At 64.0% G+C, this 17,277-nt stretch carries 17 protein-coding genes; 5 read left to right on the top strand and 12 right to left on the bottom strand.

Going from position 1 to position 17,277, the window contains the following annotated elements:
- The first annotated feature begins 69 nt into the window (after positions 1-69).
- Positions 70-1,092 carry an AraC family transcriptional regulator gene (locus C7411_RS26060; protein WP_110386897.1) on the top strand — a complete coding sequence of 341 codons (1,023 nt, stop codon included), beginning with the start codon at positions 70-72 and terminating at the stop codon, positions 1,090-1,092.
- 46 nt (positions 1,093-1,138) lie between these two features.
- Here the strand turns inward: C7411_RS26060 and C7411_RS26065 are convergent, their stop codons facing one another.
- The 8 genes from C7411_RS26065 to C7411_RS26100 all read right to left on the bottom strand — a co-directional run bounded on the left by C7411_RS26065 (position 1,139) and on the right by C7411_RS26100 (position 8,012).
- The gene (locus C7411_RS26065) at positions 1,139-2,287 is read right to left on the bottom strand and encodes an MFS transporter (RefSeq protein ID WP_165822894.1); all 1,149 of its coding nucleotides are present in this window, start codon (positions 2,285-2,287) and stop codon (positions 1,139-1,141) included.
- A 125-nt stretch (positions 2,288-2,412) separates the two neighbouring features.
- Positions 2,413-3,162 carry an SDR family NAD(P)-dependent oxidoreductase gene (locus C7411_RS26070; RefSeq protein WP_110386899.1) on the bottom strand — a complete coding sequence of 250 codons (750 nt, stop codon included), beginning with the start codon at positions 3,160-3,162 and terminating at the stop codon, positions 2,413-2,415.
- A gap of 53 nt (positions 3,163-3,215) precedes the next feature.
- Positions 3,216-4,061, bottom strand: coding sequence for an alpha/beta fold hydrolase (locus C7411_RS26075; protein ID WP_110386900.1), 846 nt, complete (start codon positions 4,059-4,061; stop codon positions 3,216-3,218).
- Positions 4,062-4,286: 225 nt separating this feature from the next.
- Positions 4,287-4,688, bottom strand: a complete 402-nt coding sequence (locus tag C7411_RS26080; RefSeq protein ID WP_110386901.1) for a nuclear transport factor 2 family protein — start codon at positions 4,686-4,688, stop codon at positions 4,287-4,289.
- Positions 4,689-4,738: 50 nt separating this feature from the next.
- Positions 4,739-5,485, bottom strand: a complete 747-nt coding sequence (locus C7411_RS26085; RefSeq protein ID WP_110386902.1) for an SDR family NAD(P)-dependent oxidoreductase — start codon at positions 5,483-5,485, stop codon at positions 4,739-4,741.
- Between the two features lie 42 nt (positions 5,486-5,527).
- Positions 5,528-5,938, bottom strand: coding sequence for a DUF427 domain-containing protein (locus C7411_RS26090; RefSeq protein ID WP_110386903.1), 411 nt, complete (start codon positions 5,936-5,938; stop codon positions 5,528-5,530).
- A gap of 64 nt (positions 5,939-6,002) precedes the next feature.
- Positions 6,003-7,202: an MFS transporter gene (locus C7411_RS26095; protein WP_110386904.1), complete on the bottom strand. Its 1,200-nt coding sequence runs from the start codon at positions 7,200-7,202 to the stop codon at positions 6,003-6,005.
- Positions 7,203-7,265: 63 nt separating this feature from the next.
- Positions 7,266-8,012, bottom strand: coding sequence for an SDR family NAD(P)-dependent oxidoreductase (locus C7411_RS26100; RefSeq protein ID WP_110386905.1), 747 nt, complete (start codon positions 8,010-8,012; stop codon positions 7,266-7,268).
- Between the two features lie 148 nt (positions 8,013-8,160).
- On the opposite strand from C7411_RS26100, the gene C7411_RS26105 reads away from it, so the two are divergent.
- Positions 8,161-9,042 carry a LysR family transcriptional regulator gene (locus C7411_RS26105; RefSeq protein ID WP_110386906.1) on the top strand — a complete coding sequence of 294 codons (882 nt, stop codon included), beginning with the start codon at positions 8,161-8,163 and terminating at the stop codon, positions 9,040-9,042.
- A gap of 371 nt (positions 9,043-9,413) precedes the next feature.
- Entirely contained in the window at positions 9,414-12,302 is a 2,889-nt protein-coding gene (locus tag C7411_RS26110; protein WP_110386907.1) for an ATP-binding protein, read from the top strand.
- Between the two features lie 41 nt (positions 12,303-12,343).
- On the opposite strand, the gene C7411_RS26115 is transcribed toward C7411_RS26110, so the two are convergent.
- Both C7411_RS26115 and C7411_RS26120 read right to left on the bottom strand, forming a co-directional pair.
- A complete protein-coding gene (locus C7411_RS26115; RefSeq protein ID WP_110386908.1) occupies positions 12,344-12,991 on the bottom strand; it encodes a glutathione S-transferase family protein in 648 nt (215 codons plus the stop codon).
- A 74-nt stretch (positions 12,992-13,065) separates the two neighbouring features.
- The gene (locus C7411_RS26120; RefSeq protein ID WP_110386909.1) at positions 13,066-13,812 is read right to left on the bottom strand and encodes an SDR family NAD(P)-dependent oxidoreductase; all 747 of its coding nucleotides are present in this window, start codon (positions 13,810-13,812) and stop codon (positions 13,066-13,068) included.
- A 588-nt stretch (positions 13,813-14,400) separates the two neighbouring features.
- Between C7411_RS26120 and C7411_RS26125 the strand changes: the two genes are divergently transcribed.
- Entirely contained in the window at positions 14,401-15,333 is a 933-nt protein-coding gene (locus C7411_RS26125) for a LysR family transcriptional regulator (RefSeq protein WP_110386910.1), read from the top strand.
- A 48-nt stretch (positions 15,334-15,381) separates the two neighbouring features.
- Here C7411_RS26125 and C7411_RS26130 read toward each other — a convergent pair whose 3' ends face one another.
- Positions 15,382-15,996: a peroxiredoxin-like family protein gene (locus C7411_RS26130; protein ID WP_309147590.1), complete on the bottom strand. Its 615-nt coding sequence runs from the start codon at positions 15,994-15,996 to the stop codon at positions 15,382-15,384.
- On the opposite strand from C7411_RS26130, the gene C7411_RS38435 reads away from it, so the two are divergent.
- Complete coding sequence (locus C7411_RS38435) at positions 15,908-16,090, top strand: hypothetical protein (protein WP_243413358.1); 183 nt, start codon at positions 15,908-15,910, stop codon at positions 16,088-16,090. The two genes, C7411_RS26130 and C7411_RS38435, sit on opposite strands and share 89 nt — an antisense overlap.
- A gap of 30 nt (positions 16,091-16,120) precedes the next feature.
- On the opposite strand, the gene C7411_RS26135 is transcribed toward C7411_RS38435, so the two are convergent.
- Positions 16,121-17,272, bottom strand: coding sequence for an alkene reductase (locus C7411_RS26135; protein WP_110386912.1), 1,152 nt, complete (start codon positions 17,270-17,272; stop codon positions 16,121-16,123).
- Between the last annotated feature and the right edge of the window lie 5 nt (positions 17,273-17,277).

Below are 17,277 nucleotides of genomic sequence, written 5' to 3' on the forward strand. Positions count from 1 at the left end.
GATGGTCCGCGCGCCCGTCACGAGCCGGGCGCGCGCGAGAGGAAAAGGCTATTCCACGCAGAGGCAACGATGGGCGCAGTCATGGCAGACAGATGCAAGATACCGCAGGCGTTCTGGCGCGCGATTGCGCACGCCGGTTTGCCGCCAGCCGCGGTACTGCGTCAGGCCCGGTTACCTGCCACGCTGCACCTGAATCCGCAGGCGCTCGTGAGCACCGAGCAGTACTTCGCGCTATGGAAAGCGATCGGGCAGCTGGCGCCCGAGCCTGGTCTGGGCATCGCACTGGTGACCCGGAGCGAAGCCGCAACGCATCCCCCTTTCATCCTCGCTGCATTCCATGCCCGGGACTATCGCGATGGCCTCGAGCGGGTCGCCCGCTTCAAGAGGCTCTGCACGCCGGAGCAGCTACATATCGCCGAAGAGGGGACCGAATGTACGCTCACCTCGGAGTGGCCCTACGCAATTGAACCCGAACCCGCCGTTGCCACCGACGTCACGTTTGCGACGCTGCTCGAGCTCGGCAGGCGGGGCACCGGGCAACACCTGACACCGCGTCGCGTGGAGTTCGTTCGCACAGGCCCGAGGGAAGAGGTCTACCGCGAGTATTTTGGCTGCCCGATTCGCTACGGCGCGTCGCGCAATGCGCTCGTGCTGAAGTCGGCCGATCTGGACCGGCCGTTTCCCGGCCACAACCCCGAACTGCTCGACATGCTGACCCCCGCACTTACGGCAGCGCTGGGGGAGATCGAAGCGCGCAGCTCGATCCGCGAGCAGGTGAAAGTCGTACTCAAACGATGCCTCGCAAGCGGGCGGCCGGAGCTGTCGGACGTGGCGAGCGACCTCGGGATGAGCGAGCGGACGCTGCAACGGCGCATCACGGACGAAGGCACGACATTCCGGGATCTGCTTGCCGAGGCTCGACAGGAGCTCTGGCGCCGGTTGCTCGCGGACCCGGCCGCGGGCATCGATGAGGTTTCCTGCCTGCTGGGTTACCAGGACACGAGCTCGTTCTATCGCGCGTTCCGCGATTGGGAGGGCGTCACCCCGAACCGCTGGCGCGAATTGAACTCGCCACTTCCGGAGATCGGCTGATCGTCAGGCCATTTGGAGCAAGCAGATTCGGCGTCCCGGTTGGGGCTCAGCGCCGCTCGTCGTCCGCGACGCGACGCAAGCCGGGCGCGAGTCCAAGCGTGGCGAAGCTCAAGGCGGCAATGACGCCTGCGCCCAGATACACGGCGACGCCCAGTCCGTGAACCGTGGCGATGCGTCCCAGAATGGGCGCGAGTACGCCAACGGCCAGATAACCCAGGAGGTACAACGCCGACAGGGTTGCGCCTCGTCGCTCGACGGGTGTTGCACTGTGGATGACGTCCAGGGCGCTCAGAAACAGCAGGCTATAGCCGGCTCCCGTCATGACGCTCGCAGACAGAAACAGAGCCATCGAGTGAAAGGCGGTTGCGGCCGCAAGCAACCCCATGCCCGCACCGGACGCCGCCGCACCCGCGGTCATTGCGGTCCGGGTCGACAGAGATTTGGCCAGCAAGCTCACGACCGCGGACATGATGGCAAAAACTGCGAGGATCGTGCCGTTGACTAGCGTGTCCGGGGACCGGACCAGGTCGTGTGCGATCTGTCCGCCGAGCGACAGGATCATGACGCCGTGGGTATAGGCGGTCGTCATCGCAAACGCGGCGATCGTGAAGGCCTTGCGCGCGCTCCTGGGCACGGACGGCAGGCGTGGTGTCCAGCCGCCTGCCGCGCCGCTCTCTGCAGGCCTGGGCAGGAACCACGCGACCGTGAACAAGGCTGCAATCAGGCAAGCGAGCAGCCAGAAGACCAGGTGCAGGGGCCACGGTGCGTATTGCGTCAGTGCGCCGCCTACGATGAGCGCTGCCGCGAAGCCAGCCGCCTGGGCGGCAGTCGCCACCACGGAGGCTCGCCGGGGCGGACTGCCTTCATTGAATTCGACCATCGCCGCGGTCGACGGTCCAGCGGTCAGACCGACGCCGACGCCCATGAATGCCCGGGCTACGAAAAGCCATGGCACATTCGGGGCGAGTGCGAGGATCAGCGCCCCGAGGAACGAAGCGCCGAGGCCCAGCAACATCGTCGCGCGCCGGCCGATCTGGTCGGACAGGCCGCCGAACAGGATCAGCACCCCGACGACCACGACCGGGTAGATGGCGAAAATTGCGGCCGTAGTCGTCGAAGTGAGATGCCATTCGCTTGCGTATAGCCGGTACGTCATGGCTGGCGCTGCACTGGTCCAGAGGGTATGCGCGACCACGCCGGCCGAAACCCAGAAGCTGGCCCGGCGCTCGAGCGCGACTCGCGGGTATCGACGAGTGCACCCACCTTGATTCGCGGGAGCGGTCTGGCAAGCTGCATGGGGCATGGTCGTCTGCCGGCGTGTCAGAGCTTCGAGCCGCCGTCGACGCGCAGCGTGTCGCCCGTCACCCAGCGCGCCGCGTCGGATGCGAGGAACAGGGCTGCGCCAGCGATGTCGTCGGGTTGCGCCACGCGCTTGAGCGCCTGCAAGCTGAGTGTGAACTCGCGTCCAGCGTCGGTTCTGGCGAAATTCGACATATCGGTCTCGACGACACCCGGCGCGATGGCGTTCACGCGGATACCGCGCTCGCCGAGCAGCGCGGCGAAGTGCGTGACCAGCGTGTCGATCGCGCCCTTGGTCGCGGCGTAGGCGGACAGGTTGCCAACCGCGCTGCGGGCAGCAAGCGAAGACAGCAGAACCACGCTGCTGCCAACGCCCAGGACGGGCAGCAATTGCTGGACGAGGAAGTATGGTGCGCGTACGTTGACGGCGAACAAGCGGTCGAAATCTTCGACCGTCGTTTCCTCGATGGGCGCGTTCTTCGAGATACCGGCATTCGCAACGAGAATGTCGAGGCGGTCGCCGGCCAGCGTGCGCACCTGGCGGGCCAGTTCGTGGGGGCCGTTTGCGGCGCTCAGGTCAGCGGCGACCTTGTCGGCCAAACCACCCGCTGCACGGATCGTCTCGACCACGGAATTCGCAGCCTGTTCGTCGCTGCCGAAATGCACCAGCACGCGCGCGCCTGCTGCGGCCAGGACCAGAGCGGTTGCACGGCCGATGCCGCGCGAAGCGCCCGTGACGAGGGCGGTCTTGCCATCAAGATTCGTACTCACAATTAATTCTCCTTGAATTACGCGTCGAAAATTCGCGTGTATCGGCTAACGGCTCAGGAAAGGAATGCGGAAACGTCTTCCACGAAGCGCTCTGGGTATTGGTAGAGCGAACCGTGATTCGCATCCGGATAAATGATCAGGTGGGCATTCGGAATGTGCTGGCGCAGGATCAGCGAATTGATCGTGTAGATGATCACGTCGTTGTCGCCGTTGACGACCAGCGTCGGCTGGCTGAGCGCTGACAGGTAGGCATACGGGTTGTCTTGCGGCGCACCCCATTTTGCGAGTGCCGCGAGCTGGGCCGGTGCCACGGCTTCGTTGGCAGCCGGATCACGGTTCTCCGTGCGAAGGCGGAAGCGTTCGAGAAACGCGCGCCCGGCCGCCTGGCTGGCTTCGGAGGGCGAAAAATGCACGCGCAGCCACAAATGGTCCGGTTCGGCGTAAGTCGCGCCGAAGATTTCCTGGGCTTCGGGCGTGAGCGTAGTCATGCCCTCGCCGCTGCGCGGCCCGGTGCCGACGAGGATAACGCGGCGAACCCGTTCAGGTTCTGCAATCGCCAGCGTCTGTGCGATCAGGCCGCCCATCGAAAAGCCCAGCACGTCGACTTGTTCGAGCCCGAGCGCACGGATGAACGCGGCAGCGTTGGCGGCCATTTCCTCGATCGATTCGGGGACGCTGCCCGAGCTGCTTGAAATACCGGCGTTGTTGAACAGGATGACCTCGCGTCCGGCGGCGAGGCCGTCGGTTACGGCGGGGTCCCAGTGATCCATCGTGCCGGTGAAGTGGATATTCATGACGAGCGGAACGCCCGCACGATTGCCGAAGCGGCGATAGGCGAAGCGAATGCCGTTTGCGTCGACATACTGCGTCGGCGCGGTGCGATGGGTCGGTTGGGTCATGATCGGTGTCCTTTCAGTTGCAAGTTGAGCGGCTGATCTTTCTGTATGTTTGAAATGCATGGGCGCTGCTTTTTTCAATCCATTCACCTGCCTGATGATTTCGTGCAGCAGTGCTCGTTGATGGGTAAATGTATGCGCTGGCCGGCAACAGGGAAAAGACTTTGTAGGCAAGTGCCCATGCCTGCGAGATATGGCACATGCATGGCTGCCGGTTGCCGGCGCGAATCACGACGGAAAGCGTGCGCCGAACATGGGCAGGCCGCTGACCGACTGCGCCGCGTTGGCCTCGTCCTGGAGCACGTCCCAGTGTTCGGTCAGCTTGCCATTCTCGAAACGCACGATATCGGCGGCGATCCATGCGGTTGGCCTGCCGTTCCCGGAAAACCTGCCGTGCGCGATCACGTAATTGCCCTCGGCCACGACGAGCTGGTTCTCGTAGCGCAAGGTGTCCGGCAAGGTACGTATCAGGTCGAACAGGCCCTCACGTCCAGGCGCAATGTGCGCGCTGTGCTGGATATAGTTGTCTGACCAGAAGCGCTCTGCTGCGGCGTAATCGCGCTGGTTGAAGAGCGTATTGAAGGCCTCGAGAAGCAGCGCCTTGTTTTGTGCGGGGGTGGTCGTGGTCATGTCGTTCTCCAGTGGCTATCAGAGCACTTCGAATACGCTGCTCCGGCGGTTCAGGCTGTTCTGCCGCCGTTGACGCGCAGGATTTCACCGGTCATGTAGCTGGCCTTGCCCGATCCGACGAAGACAATGGCCTCGGCGATTTCCTCCGGCGTTCCGGCGCGTTTGAGCGGAACGGTCGACAGCATGGCGGCCTTGCGCTCGCCGGAGCCGGTCAGTCGGGTGAGCATCTCCGTGTCGACGGGGCCGGGCGCGACGGCATTCACGCGCACGCCCGAGGCGGCCGCTTCCAGTGCCGCAGACTTCGTGAGGCCTTCGACAGCGTGCTTGCTGGCCGTGTAGAGGGACATGCCAGCTGCGCCGCGCAGCCCCATCGTCGACGACACGTTGACGATGCTGCCGCGCTGCTGGGCTGTCATCACGCGCAGTTCGTGCTTCATCGCGAGCAGGGTGCCGAGCACGTTGGCGTCGAAGACGGCGGTGTACCGTTCGGGCGTTTGCTCCGTGACCGGGCCTGTTTCACCTTCGACACCGGCCGCATTGATGGCAATGTCAAGTTGACCGAAGCGTGCGACGGTTCGCTGGACGAGCGCTTCGACCTGTTCTTCGCGGCGAACGTCTGCCTCGATGAATTCGGCTTCGATGCCGGTTGCGCGCAGTTCTTCGACAAGTTTCTCGCCGACTTCAGGCCTGCGGCCCGCAAGCACGACACGGGCCTTGTCGCGGGCGAATGCGAAGGCGGTGGCGCGGCCAATACCGGAGAGTGCGCCGGTGATCAGTACGACGGGGGCGTTGTTCATATTGCTTCTCCTCTCTCATGGAGTTCTGCGCAGGGACCCGGATCAACAGGAAATCGCGTCGGCGGGCACAGCCTCGATCGCGTCAACACGGTCGGGGTAGAAAGCCAGATGCTCGCGGATCGATGCCACGGCTGCGTAAGGCTGCTCATAGGTCCAGACAGCGTTGATGCCTCGTTCGCCGGCGGACGGGATCGAGAAATAGGCGCAGTCGCCCTTGTATGGGCAGTAGGTGGCGTGGTCGGTGCGCTCGAGCAGCGTCATGTCGACGTCTTTGCGCGGGATGTAGAGCACAGCCGGGTAGCGGGCCTCGCGCAGCGTCAGCGCCTCGCGGGTATCGGCGACCTTCTTGCCGCCGGCCTTGACGACGATCCTCGACGGATGGCGTTCGATCGTGATGGGATGATCGGGGCCCGGAATCTTGACGGGTTTATCGTGCGGATGCGTGGTGGACATGATCAACTCCTGGTGGGATAGCAGAGTGCAGCGGGCCGCGCGGAGGCCGCCCGCCGGATTACGTTCAGGTGGTCGCGGGTTCGTCGATCCTGCGAGGATGCCCGCCGGTCAGCGAAAGCGTCAGGATCGAGACCACGGCGAGTCCCGCGCCGAAGTACATTGCGTTGAAGAGACCGAACCCGTCGACGATCCGGCCGCCGACGAACGAACCCAGTGCAATCGAGATCTGGAAGTTGGCGACGAACAGCGCCATGCCGCCTTCGCGCACTTCGCGAGTGGCCTGGGCCATCCACATCTGCAGCGCGACCGGCAGCGCGCCATACGCGCTCCCCCATACGGCCAGCGCGACCAGCACCCACGACCGGCTGGTGCCGAGTACGGGCAGCATGGCGAGCGGCACCGCGATAAACAGGATGCTTGCAATCAAGGTAGTCTTGACGTTGCGCTGCGCGGCGGAGCCACCGATGAAATTACCGGCCAGACCGATGAACGTGTAACCGAGCAGCAGCGACGAGATGACCCTGCCGCCAAAGCCGGACACCGTCGCGAGGAACGGGGTGACATAGGTATAGGTCGCAAACTGTCCGCACAAGACTAGCGTCATCGCGATCAGCCCGATGCGGGCCGGTCGAGTCCCGAAGATACCGAGCAGATCGCGCGTAGCGACCCGATGAGAGACGTGCAGGGACGGCAACGAAACCCACTGGGCGAGCAGCGCCGCAACGGACAGAGCGAGCGCTGCGCCAAATGCGGCACGCCAGCCAGCCAGTTCGCCGATCAGTGCCCCGGCCGGGCCGCCGATCAGCATGCCGAGCGAGACGCCCGCGAAGATCATCGACGTGGCCTGGCCGACATGCTCCTGCTGCACGAGTCGGCCGCCGAGGCCCACGCTGATCGCCCAGAATCCGCCGATGCCAAAGCCGAACAGCGCGCGGGCCACGACGAGAACGGCAAAATTCGGCGCCAGCATGGCCGAGAGATTCGAGATCACGAGCAGCAGGCCCAGGCCCAGCAGCACACGCCGACGGTCGAAACGTCCGACCGCTACGGTCAGAAGCGGCGCGGCGATGGCGGCCAGCAGACCGGGTGCCGTGACCATGATACCGGCGGTCCCTTCGCTGACTCCCAGTCCCTGGCTGATATAGCGCAGTAGCCCGACGGGGAGGAATTCAGTCGTGCAGAACACGGTCGCGCTGAGTGCGACCGAAAGAACAGCGAGCCAGTTTCGCGTGCGCGGGGGCTGGATAGAGGTGGTTTGCGTCATGATGTGTTCCGTTGCGTGAATCGTGTTGGGTTGCCAAAAAAGGCGGCGGCGCGGTCGATGCGCCTAGCGGCTCGAGCCGCCGTCGACATGCAGCGTCGCGCCAGTCGTCCATCTGGCCTGGTCGGAGGCGAGAAAGGCGATGGCGGCGGCGATGTCCTCGGGTTCTGCGAGCCGTTTGATGGCCTGCAGGTTGAGTGTCGCGTCGCGGCCTTCGTCGGTGCGGGTGAAGTTCGACATGTCGGTTTGCACCACGCCGGGCGCGACCGCGTTCACACGGATGCCGCGCGGTCCGAGGTAGGCTGCCCAATGGCGTACGAGCGTATCGACGGCGCCTTTCGTCGCGGAGTAGGCCGACAGCCCGCCGATGGCTGCGTGCGCCGCGAGCGAGGAAAGCAGCGTGACGCTGCTGCCCTTGCACATGATCGGCAGCAGTTGCTGAACGAGAAAATACGGAGCGCGAACGTTGACTGCGAACAGTTCGTCGAAATCCTCCACGCCTGTTTCCTCGAGCGCGGCGACCTTCGCGATGCCGGCGCTGGAAACGAGGATGTCGAGCCGTTCGCCGACAATGGCCCGGACATGGCGCGCGAGCCGGCGCGGCCCGTCCGGTTCGGCCAGATCGGCCTGAATGCATCGGGCACGGCTGCCCGCCGCAGTGATTTCGGCGACGACGGCCTTGGCCTCAGATGCACCGCGGCCATAGTGAACGACGATCTGAGCGCCTGCCTGCGCGAGCGCAAGCGCGGTGGCGCGTCCGATGCCACGGGAAGCGCCAGTGACGAGCGCGGTCTTTCCTGTCAGGGTGTGCATGATCGTCCTTCCAGCAGATAACTGACGTTGAGGCGAGGGAGGGTTTCGTCCGGCTAATGTGATCGAACGATAGTCAGCACTTGTCCGCGCGAAAAAGACTTTGTAAGCTGATCCCCATACCTGTCAGGCATGACTAAAAGGAACGCGCATGGAACTGCGTCATCTTCGATATTTCGTCGCTGTGGCTGAGGAGGGCAGCCTGACCGTCGCGGCGGAACGTCGGCTATACACTTCCCAGCCGTCTCTGAGCCGGCAGATCAGGGACCTCGAGTACGAAGTGGGTGCGCAACTGTTCGTGCGCAGCGCGCGCGGCATCGAGCTGACCGATGCTGGCAAGGCATTTCTGGACCATGCACGCCTCGCCCTCGCGCAGGTCGATGCAGCATGCGAGGCGGCGCGGCGGGCGGCGCGGCCATTGAAGCCGACGTTTGCCGTGGGCTTCCTGAGCGGGCAGGAAGTGACCTGGCTCGGCGAGGCGACTCGTGTGCTCGCGAGCGATCTGCAGAACATCGAAATGACGGTGTCGAGCGAGCACTCCCCTGATCTCGCGGAGGGATTGTCGACGGGACGGCTGGACGTCGCCTTCATGCGTGCCGAAGCGAACCGGCCCGACCTCGAGTACGTGACGGTCGCACGCGAGCCTTTCGTCGTACTGATGCCGAGCGACCATCGCCTTGCGGCCTTCGATGAGATCGACGTGCACGAACTGGCGAGTGAACTGTTCATCAGTGGCTCGGACGTAGCCGGTCCCATGCGCGGCGCGATCGATAACTATCTGGCGACAAACGATCTCGCCATCGAGCCGGCGCATCGCGTCCACAACCTGACGATGGCGATGTCGCTGATCGCCTCGACGAGAGGCGTTGCACTGCTGCCCGCCTATGCCGAGAAGCTGCTCCCCTGGTCGGTGACAAGCCGGCCACTCAAGGGCGAACCGCCGAGAATCGACCTTGTGGTCGGCTATAACCGGAACAACCGCTCCGCGATCCTGTCGACGTTTCTGTCGCGCATCGACCAGATCAAGCAATAAGTTGCCCGAGGTGGCGGGCAGTTCGCCAAAAATTGTGACGCGCGCTGGATACAACCCTACGCGCGCTGAAACGTACTGAAAGAAGCTGATTCTCGCCGGTGCTCGCGGCTCTCGAGGTGCCCGATCAATACCGGCGACACGCGTGAGGCCAGCCCCCTGCCCCCCCGCTTACGAGCATGTTGGCCACAAGTCAGCCAAGGTTCATGTCAGACTACGCAAGTTGAGTCCAGTATGACCCATCGTTGCGTCGCCGCCCGGCGGTAAAATCCGATACGCGCTCTGACCGGGCACCCTCACCGGGCACCCTCTTCTCTGGTACTGAATAGCAGACAAGCCCCCCGCTGTTTTCGCCTCGTCACGAGGAGGCCCGAATGGACGTGTGCATGCCGCATCACGGTGACTTCGCTTTCGGAGCAACGGTCGTCGCGCCGCGCCGCCGCGAGGTACTGCATCGTGGAATCAGGGTCGACATAGGAGATCGGGCGTTCGATCTGCTTCTTCTTCTCGCGCAAACGCGCGGTTGCGTTCTGAGCAAGCAGGAGATCATCGCGAGCGTGTGGCACGACCGGCTCGTCGAAAGCAATACTGTCGAAGCTCAGGTTTGCGCACTTCGCCGCGCTCTCGGAGACGATCGGGCGGCAATACGCACGGTGACGGGGCGTGGATATCAGTTCATCGCAGAACTGTTCCCGCAAGCCGGAAATCCGGATAAGCCCATTGCTGCGCCAACGGACGGCCCGACTCTTTCAGGCCTGCCGCTGCCTGCAGAGGTCTGTCCTCTCATCGGCCAGGAAGTTGCCTTAAGCGAGATTTGCCATGGCCTGCGAACGCATCGTCTGGTGACGCTCGTGGGTACGGGCGGCGTGGGAAAGACACGGTTGGCGCGCGAAGCCGCGCGCCAGTCGGCACCGAATTTCGCTGATGGCGCGTTCATGGCCGAACTCGCGGCCACCACATCGACGGACCATATTCCCACGACGATTGCCGTCGCGCTCGGATTCCCTCCGGGCGACGGAACGTCTTCGCTTGACCGGCTCGCGCCGAGCCTGATGTCGCGGCATCTGCTGCTTGTGCTGGACAACTGCGAGCACCTGATCGACGGGGCCGCCAGGATTGCCGAGAAGCTTCTTCGTATCGCGCCGCGAGCGGTCGTACTTGCCACGAGCCGCGAACCGCTGCGCGTTGCTGGCGAGCTGGTCTATCGTGTTCCGTCGCTCGCGGTGCCGCCGGACGACAACTGTCATGACGCTCTCGACTACAGTGCCGTACGTCTCTTCCAGGAGCGGGTCGGACCGCATGCCGGACTCAGCCTGGATTCACGGGCAGCGTTGAGGCTGAAATCGCAGATTTGCCGCCAGCTCGATGGCATTCCGCTGGCGCTGGAACTTGCTGCGGCCTGTGTGCCGGCGCTCGGGCTGCAGGGCGTGGCCGACCGGCTCGGAAACCGGTTTCAGATCCTCACGCACGGCTCGCGTACAGCGCTCCCGAGGCAGCAGACACTACGCGCCACACTCGACTGGAGCTACGGCCTGCTGTCCGACGAACAGCGGTCGGTGCTGAATCGGCTGAGTCTTTTCGCAGGGACGTTCACGCTGGCATCCGCGCAGGAAATGGCGAGTTGCGCGGCAGTTTCGCCTGACGCAGTTGTGACGGCCTTGATGCAGCTCGTCGACAAGTCGCTTGTTTCGATGGCCTCGGGTGGCGGCCATGTCCGGTATCGGCTGCTCGAATCGACTCGCGCGTACGCGCGGGAGGCGCTACGCGCGAGCCGTGCAATGCGCGAATGGTCGAGGCGGCACGCGCGCTATTTCCTCGAGATTTTCCGGACCGCCGAGCGGCGGACGGCACTGCATGCTGACGTCGACTGGGCAAACGGCTATGTGCCGCATCTTGACGACCTGCGCGCTGCGATGCTGTGGTGCTTCAGCGCTGAAGGGAACATGGCGCTCGCGGTCGAACTCACGGTCGCCAGCATTCCGTTTCTGATGCATCTCGCCCTGCTTCAGGAGTGCCTCGAGAAAGTGGACAGCGCGCTCGAATGGCTGTCGGTCGAAGGCGGTCCGCTCGACGAGCGGCATATGAAGCTTCATGCGGCGCGCGGGATGTGTCTGCTTTGCCATACCGTCGCAACCCTCACCAGCGATGCCTTCGAATCGGTCGTCGACATTGCGGCTCGGGTCGGCAACCCGGACTATCAACTGTTGGGCATGTGGGGGCGCTGGATGTGCCACTACCTGAACGGCGAATATGCGCGAGCCATCCCGCTCGCTCATCGCTTTAGTGAACTCGCGTCGACGTCGTCGCGCAGATGCGATCGTCTCGCCGCCAATCGGCTGAGCGGCATGTCGCATCTTTTCGGCGGAGATCTCCCTTGGGCGCTTGCGGACCTGCAACGTGCTGCGAATGACCCTGAGCCGCTGACGCGCGCACAGCGCATGCGCTTCCTGTACGACGAGAAGATGCTGTCTCACGCATCGCTCGCCCTCACGCTGTGGTTCATGGGCAAGGTGGAGCCGGCACGGCAGGCTGCACAACAGTCGCTTGACGATGCGCGAGAGTTCGATCATCCCGTTTCGATCTGTTATGCGCTAAGCGAAGCCGTTTGCACGCTGGCCTTGCTGCGTGGCGACGATGCCGCGCTCGGTGAGGCCGTCGCGTCTCTCGTGGCCGAAACGCGGCGTCATAGTATTTCGACGTGGCGCGCCCGTGCGCAAATGTGGCAAGGGCTGCTCGATCTGCGCGCGGGCGACACGGCCGCCTTCGCCCGGACGATCGCCCCGGCAATGACGAACATTGGATCGAAGCGCTTCTATGTGTCGCTGTCGCCCTACATCACGGCGCTGGCCGAGGCGTTGTGCCGGCGAGGCATGATTACCGAGGCAGCCGAAGTCATCGAGGCGTCGGTGGCCCGCGCGATTCGAACCGACGACAGGTGCGCTCTGCCTGAGCTATGGCGAGCGCAGGCGGAGGTGCTGGTCGCGACCCGGGGCGACGAAGCGATGCCGGCGGCCGAATCGATGTTGACCGATGCCCTTCAGATGGCCCAGAAACACGGATTCCTTGCGTGGCAGTCGCGTTGCTCGTTGAGCCTTGCCCGGCTCAGACACATGAAAGGCGACGCGAAAGCCGCGCTCAATGCCATCTTTCCACTGACGCAGCAGTCAGCGGATGCGGGTGACATTGGCGCGGCGGTTCCGGCGGCGGTTCCGGCGCTTAACGGCGGCGCGGCGAATCGAGGAAGCCGGCCGCGCCGATACTGAGCGCACGGCATCGATCGCGGCGGGCTACCTTGCGCTGGTCGTCATGCCTTCGACGATGGACGCGCGTTGACTTTGTCGTACCACGCCTGCAGTGCGTCGAAGCCCGCAGGAATGCTCATTTGCATGGCGCCCGCCGCGAAGTCGATCGTCACCAGGGTCGTGATGTCGGCCGCCGAGAACGCGTCGCCCGCGACGAACGGCACGGTCTTGAGACGGTCGTTGAAATCGGCAAAGAAGTGCGCGACGCGCAGCTTGCTGCGCTCGACGATTTCGGGGATCTGCTCGTACGCATGCGGACCCGACAGCGCCCGACCTTTCAGCCCGGCAACGGCATTCCTGACGCCCTCCATCACCGCCGAGAATCCGTCCAGTTCGGCACGCCGCTCCCACATCGTGACGAGCGCCTTCGTCGTTGGCGTCGTGCCCAGCAATGCGGGCTTCTCGGGGTAGGCCTCTTCAACGTAACGCCAGATTGCCGGGACTTCGCCAATCGCTGTGCCGTCTCGCAGCACGAGCGTGGGGACCTGGCGGCGGGGGTTGATCGCCACATAGGCATCGGAGAATTGCTCCTTGGCGCCGAGGTCCACCGCTTTGGTGGGAAATTCGATGCCCTTCTCGGCAAGAAAGATGCGAACCCGACGAGAGTTGGGCGAGGCCTTCGATTCGAAAAAGGTGAGATCGGTGTTCATTGTTGGTTCCATGCAGACGTGTCGCTTGTATTGGGCTTCGCCGGTTCAGCAGGAAGGCGAATCCGCGTTGATGTTCAACCCGCTGTCTTGCCGCCGTCGACCGTGAGGATCTGCCCTGTGACAAACGCAGCACCGTCATTCGCCAGGTAGAGCACCGCCGCGGCGATGTCGTCGGGCCTGCCGATGCGCGCGAGCGGAACCGTTGCCGCGAGCGAGGCCTTGTTCTCCGGCGTGCCGGTGAAACGGTCCAACATGCCTGTGTCGGTCGGGCCCGGAGCGACGGCGTTGACGCGAACGCGCGCCGAGGCGGCCTCGAGCGCAGCGGATTTCGTGATCCCTTCCACGGCATGCTTGCTGCCCGCATACACCGAAGCGAATGCTGCGCCCTCATGGCCGTAAGTCGAAGATATGTTGATGATGCTGCCGGCCTGCTGCGCGGTCATCACGCGGAGTTCATGCTTGAGGCTCAACAGCGTGCCGAGCACGTTGGTGTCGAAGGTATCGGCGTAGCTCTCGGCGGTCTGGTCGACCACCGGTCCCGGTCTGCCTTCCGTGCCGGCATTGTTGACTGCAACGTCGAGCCGGCCGAACCGGGCAACGGTTTCGTCGACGAGGTGACGGACGTCTTCGTCGCGGCGTACGTCAGCCTGCACGAAGAAGGCTTGTGCGCCCGCCTCGCGCAATTCGGCTTCGAGCGCCGAACCTTCCGCGGCGCGGCGGCCCGACACGACGAGGCGCGCGCCCGTGCGGGCGAATGCAAAAGCGGTTGCGCGGCCGATGCCCGTGAGGGCGCCGGTGATCAGGACGACGGGTTGGTTCATTTTGCGGCTCCAGTTGGATAAGTTCATGTCAAACGCAACGCAGAGAGCGCTTCGATTCCAGAGGAGCGCGCAACATCCATTGCCTGGTATGCCGCTCCCGTCACTGGACGCGAGTCACGCGGCAGCGACGGCGATATCGTCCGGCTCGTGTGAAATGCGCTATCTCGTGCATGCAGAGTAGCGTTTCGGCGCGCGGCGGGAAAAGACTTTCCAGGCTCACCGGCATGCCTGGCAAGCATGGCTCGACGCCGGGAATAGTGAGAAAGCATGACGGCTCTCCACGCTGGCGCGCCGTATGCCTTTATTTGAAAGTACGCGCAGCGTCTTTCGTCTCAGCTTCTGCGGTGCCGACAGAGAGGGCGCGCGGTCTGTCCGCTAAAAGGGTGCTGGCGGACACCCTTGCCCCGCGCGCATCGAGTAATGTCAGGGAGTAACATGCAGTCTTCACGATCTGGACGGCGGCGCATCGTATGCTGTGCGCCACCTCGCACGAGGGCGGCAAACCGCACTCGCGGCCAGATTTCGCATTCCGGAGTCGTGTCACGGAACGCACGAAGCCGGGCAGCAGCCCTCGATGGGAGAGTCGGGATGGACCGCCTGGAGGCAATTGAAATCTTTATCCGCGTCGTCGATACGGGCTCGTTTTCCGCAGCGGCCAGGCACTTCGATATTGGCCAGCCGGCCGTGTCGAAAGCAGTCGCTCAGCTCGAAGAATGGCTCGGCGCGAAGTTGCTGCTGCGCTCGACACGCGCGCTCACACCGACGGAAGCGGGCAAAGGGTTTTACCAGCGCGCAATACGTGCCGTCGAGGAAACGAACGAAGCAGTGTTGGCGGCGCGTGGAACGACATCCGCGCTGAAGGGCAAACTACGTGTGTCCGCTGCGGTATGTTTTGCGCGGCTCCATATCGTGCCGCGCCTGCCGGAGTTTCTGGAGCGCCACCCGGAGCTCGAACTGGAACTCGTGCTCGACGACCGTAACATCGATCTCGTCGGGGAAGGTATCGACGTGGCGCTGCGTATGGGCGACCTGGCCAATTCGAATATGACCGCGCGCCGCATCGGCGAAGCACGTCGGCGCGTGCTGGCTACGCCGTCGTACTTCGAACAGAACGGCACGCCCGCCGCCCCCGTCGATCTGATCGCTCATCGCGCAGTCATTTATACGCGTGAACCCAGCGGCGGAGAAGACTGGACTTTTCGCAGCGAGACTGCCGAGTTGTCGGTCCGACTGCAAGGCCGCGTCAAGATCACAGCAACGGAAGGCCTGCGCGCTGCAGTTTTCGCGGGTATGGGACTCGCAGTCGCTTCGGAATGGGCGTTTTCGCCGGAATTGAAGTCGGGCGAAGTCGTATCCGTCATGGACGACTGGATGCTGCCTACTATCCCCTTATCGGCCGTCTATCCGACGGGGCGGCTGGCGAGCACGAAGGCTCGCCAGTTTGTTGCATTCGTTGAGGAATGCCTCGCTCCCGAGTTTGCGCCGCACCTTCTTTCAGTTCGCGGATTGAAGATCGCATGACGCGCGGGTCGAACCGTGCCGGTACGCGACGGCGTACCGGTGCGACGGTCAGACTGCATGGCGCGTGCGCCGCCTGCCCATGACGAGTTGCCGCGCTGCGCGTTCGCCTGTTTTACGACGCACAGTCAGCGCCTGCAGCGCCGTTATCAGAGATTCGCTGTCGAAACGCGTTCGGTAATCGACGCTTACGTACGCGAGTACGACTAGCCCGTCCTGATCGATGAGGTACGTTGCCGGGATCGGCACAAGAAAGCTGCCGGCGATTTGCGTGCGCGGCGGGGTATATCCAAGCGCGAGGTACCGGGTCCGAAGCTCGGCAGGCAAGTCGAACGCAAGTCCGAACGCACGTGCCACCTTCATATCCATGTCGATCAGTTCGGGCATCGGCAATGCGTCACCGGCGTGCGCAGGCCGGCCATGCGGCGCGACAGCGACGGCCTTTGCGCCCAATGCCGTGATCCGGTCATACGCCGACGCGAAGTGCGCGAGACTTTCCTCTCCATATGCGCACCAGGCGCCGCGCACAAAATCAAGCACAACGGGTCCGGCCATCAGCAGATGATCGAGCGAGACCTTGCTGCCCTGCCTGTCGGGCAACGTGAATGGCGGCACGCGGGCGCCGGCGCGCAATATGCCAGGCATCGCAGCCGAGGCTGCAGCCATTGCAGCAAGCGCATCCGCATCGGACTTCGATATGCTTCGATCCTGTTTCATGGTCGACGAGATCCGGACGGGCAATGCCCGCTTCGCGCGCTGACCCGGCTTCGCGCAAGGCGGGCATGCGTCTTCAGGCGGCTTTCGTATCGGCCACGTCGTCCGCTTCTTCCGCTATGCGGTGCGAGGCCTGCGGCGCTTCATACGTCGGGAAATCCGAGTAGTTTTCTTCGGTGCCGCCCCAGAACGCCGAGCGCACGTAAGGCGTAAGCGGCAGGTCATGCTGCAGCCGGAACGGCAGGTCCGGGTTCGACGAGAAGTGACGTCCGAACGCGACGAGGTCCGCGTCGCCCGATTCCACGATGGCTATCGCGCTGTCGCGGCCGAAACCGCCTGCGGCGATGATCGGCCCGGAAAAGTGCGGGCGCAGATACGCGGCGGCGACGGCCGGATGCCCTTCGTGCAGCGTATCGTCGCCCTTGACGCGCGGTTCGATCACATGCAGATAGGCGATTCCGTACGAATCGAGCACCTTGGCGACATGGCTGAACGTCGCTTGGGGGTTGCTGTCCGAAATGCCTCCCCATTCGCCCGACGGCGAGATGCGTACGCCCACACGGTCCGCGCCGAACACCGAAATCAGCGCTTCGAGCGATTCGCGCAGGAAACGCACGCGATTCCCGATCGGGCCGCCGTAGGCATCCGTGCGTCTGTTGGTGCCGTCCTGAATGAACTGGTCGACGAGGTAACCGTTCGCAGCATGGAGCTCGACGCCATCGAAGCCGGCTTTCCTTGCACGCTCCGCGGCACGGCGGAAGTCTTCGACGATTTCGGCGATTTCCCCGATCTCGAGCGCGCGGTGCGGCGACGCGGGAACAAAGCCATCCTTCGTCAACGCAACGCCGTCGAACGGTACTACGGACGGAGCGACCGGATGAGCGCCGCCCGTCACGTCGACGTGACTTTGACGGCCGCCGTGGATCAACTGCAGGAACGCGCGGCCGCCCTTTGCGTGCACCGCGTCGGCGATCGCCTTCCATCCTTCATGCTGGTCGTCGTGATAGATGCTCGCCGCGCCCAGGTACGAACGCGCCTGAACGGAGATGCTGGCCGCCTCGATGATCTCAAGACCGCCATCCGACGCGCGCTGGCCGTAGAAATCAGCCATCATCGGGCTCGGAATGTCGCCGGGTTGCAGTGTGCGTACACGCGTCATCGGCGCGAGCACGACGCGATGCTTGAGGGTATATGCACCGACCTTCGCGGAAGTAAACAGCTTCTTCATGATCT

The organism is Paraburkholderia silvatlantica (assembly GCF_003096715.1).
GTDB classification, from domain to species: Bacteria; Pseudomonadota; Gammaproteobacteria; order Burkholderiales; family Burkholderiaceae; genus Paraburkholderia; species Paraburkholderia silvatlantica.

What these genes read in the sequence shown, in the direction of transcription:
- C7411_RS26135 (WP_110386912.1), bottom strand. Translation starts at nt 17,272, where the DNA reads ATGAAGAAGCTGTTTACTTCCGCGAAGGTCGGTGCATATACCCTCAAG.
- C7411_RS26110 (WP_110386907.1), top strand. Translation starts at nt 9,414, where the DNA reads ATGGACGTGTGCATGCCGCATCACGGTGACTTCGCTTTCGGAGCAACG.
- C7411_RS26100 (WP_110386905.1), bottom strand. Translation starts at nt 8,012, where the DNA reads ATGCACACCCTGACAGGAAAGACCGCGCTCGTCACTGGCGCTTCCCGT.
- C7411_RS26095 (WP_110386904.1), bottom strand. Translation starts at nt 7,202, where the DNA reads ATGACGCAAACCACCTCTATCCAGCCCCCGCGCACGCGAAACTGGCTC.
- C7411_RS26085 (WP_110386902.1), bottom strand. Translation starts at nt 5,485, where the DNA reads ATGAACAACGCCCCCGTCGTACTGATCACCGGCGCACTCTCCGGTATT.
- C7411_RS26120 (WP_110386909.1), bottom strand. Translation starts at nt 13,812, where the DNA reads ATGAACCAACCCGTCGTCCTGATCACCGGCGCCCTCACGGGCATCGGC.
- C7411_RS26130 (WP_309147590.1), bottom strand. Translation starts at nt 15,996, where the DNA reads ATGGCTGCAGCCTCGGCTGCGATGCCTGGCATATTGCGCGCCGGCGCC.
- C7411_RS26115 (WP_110386908.1), bottom strand. Translation starts at nt 12,991, where the DNA reads ATGAACACCGATCTCACCTTTTTCGAATCGAAGGCCTCGCCCAACTCT.
- C7411_RS26090 (WP_110386903.1), bottom strand. Translation starts at nt 5,938, where the DNA reads ATGTCCACCACGCATCCGCACGATAAACCCGTCAAGATTCCGGGCCCC.
- C7411_RS26080 (WP_110386901.1), bottom strand. Translation starts at nt 4,688, where the DNA reads ATGACCACGACCACCCCCGCACAAAACAAGGCGCTGCTTCTCGAGGCC.
- C7411_RS26105 (WP_110386906.1), top strand. Translation starts at nt 8,161, where the DNA reads ATGGAACTGCGTCATCTTCGATATTTCGTCGCTGTGGCTGAGGAGGGC.
- C7411_RS26125 (WP_110386910.1), top strand. Translation starts at nt 14,401, where the DNA reads ATGGACCGCCTGGAGGCAATTGAAATCTTTATCCGCGTCGTCGATACG.
- C7411_RS26075 (WP_110386900.1), bottom strand. Translation starts at nt 4,061, where the DNA reads ATGACCCAACCGACCCATCGCACCGCGCCGACGCAGTATGTCGACGCA.
- C7411_RS26060 (WP_110386897.1), top strand. Translation starts at nt 70, where the DNA reads ATGGGCGCAGTCATGGCAGACAGATGCAAGATACCGCAGGCGTTCTGG.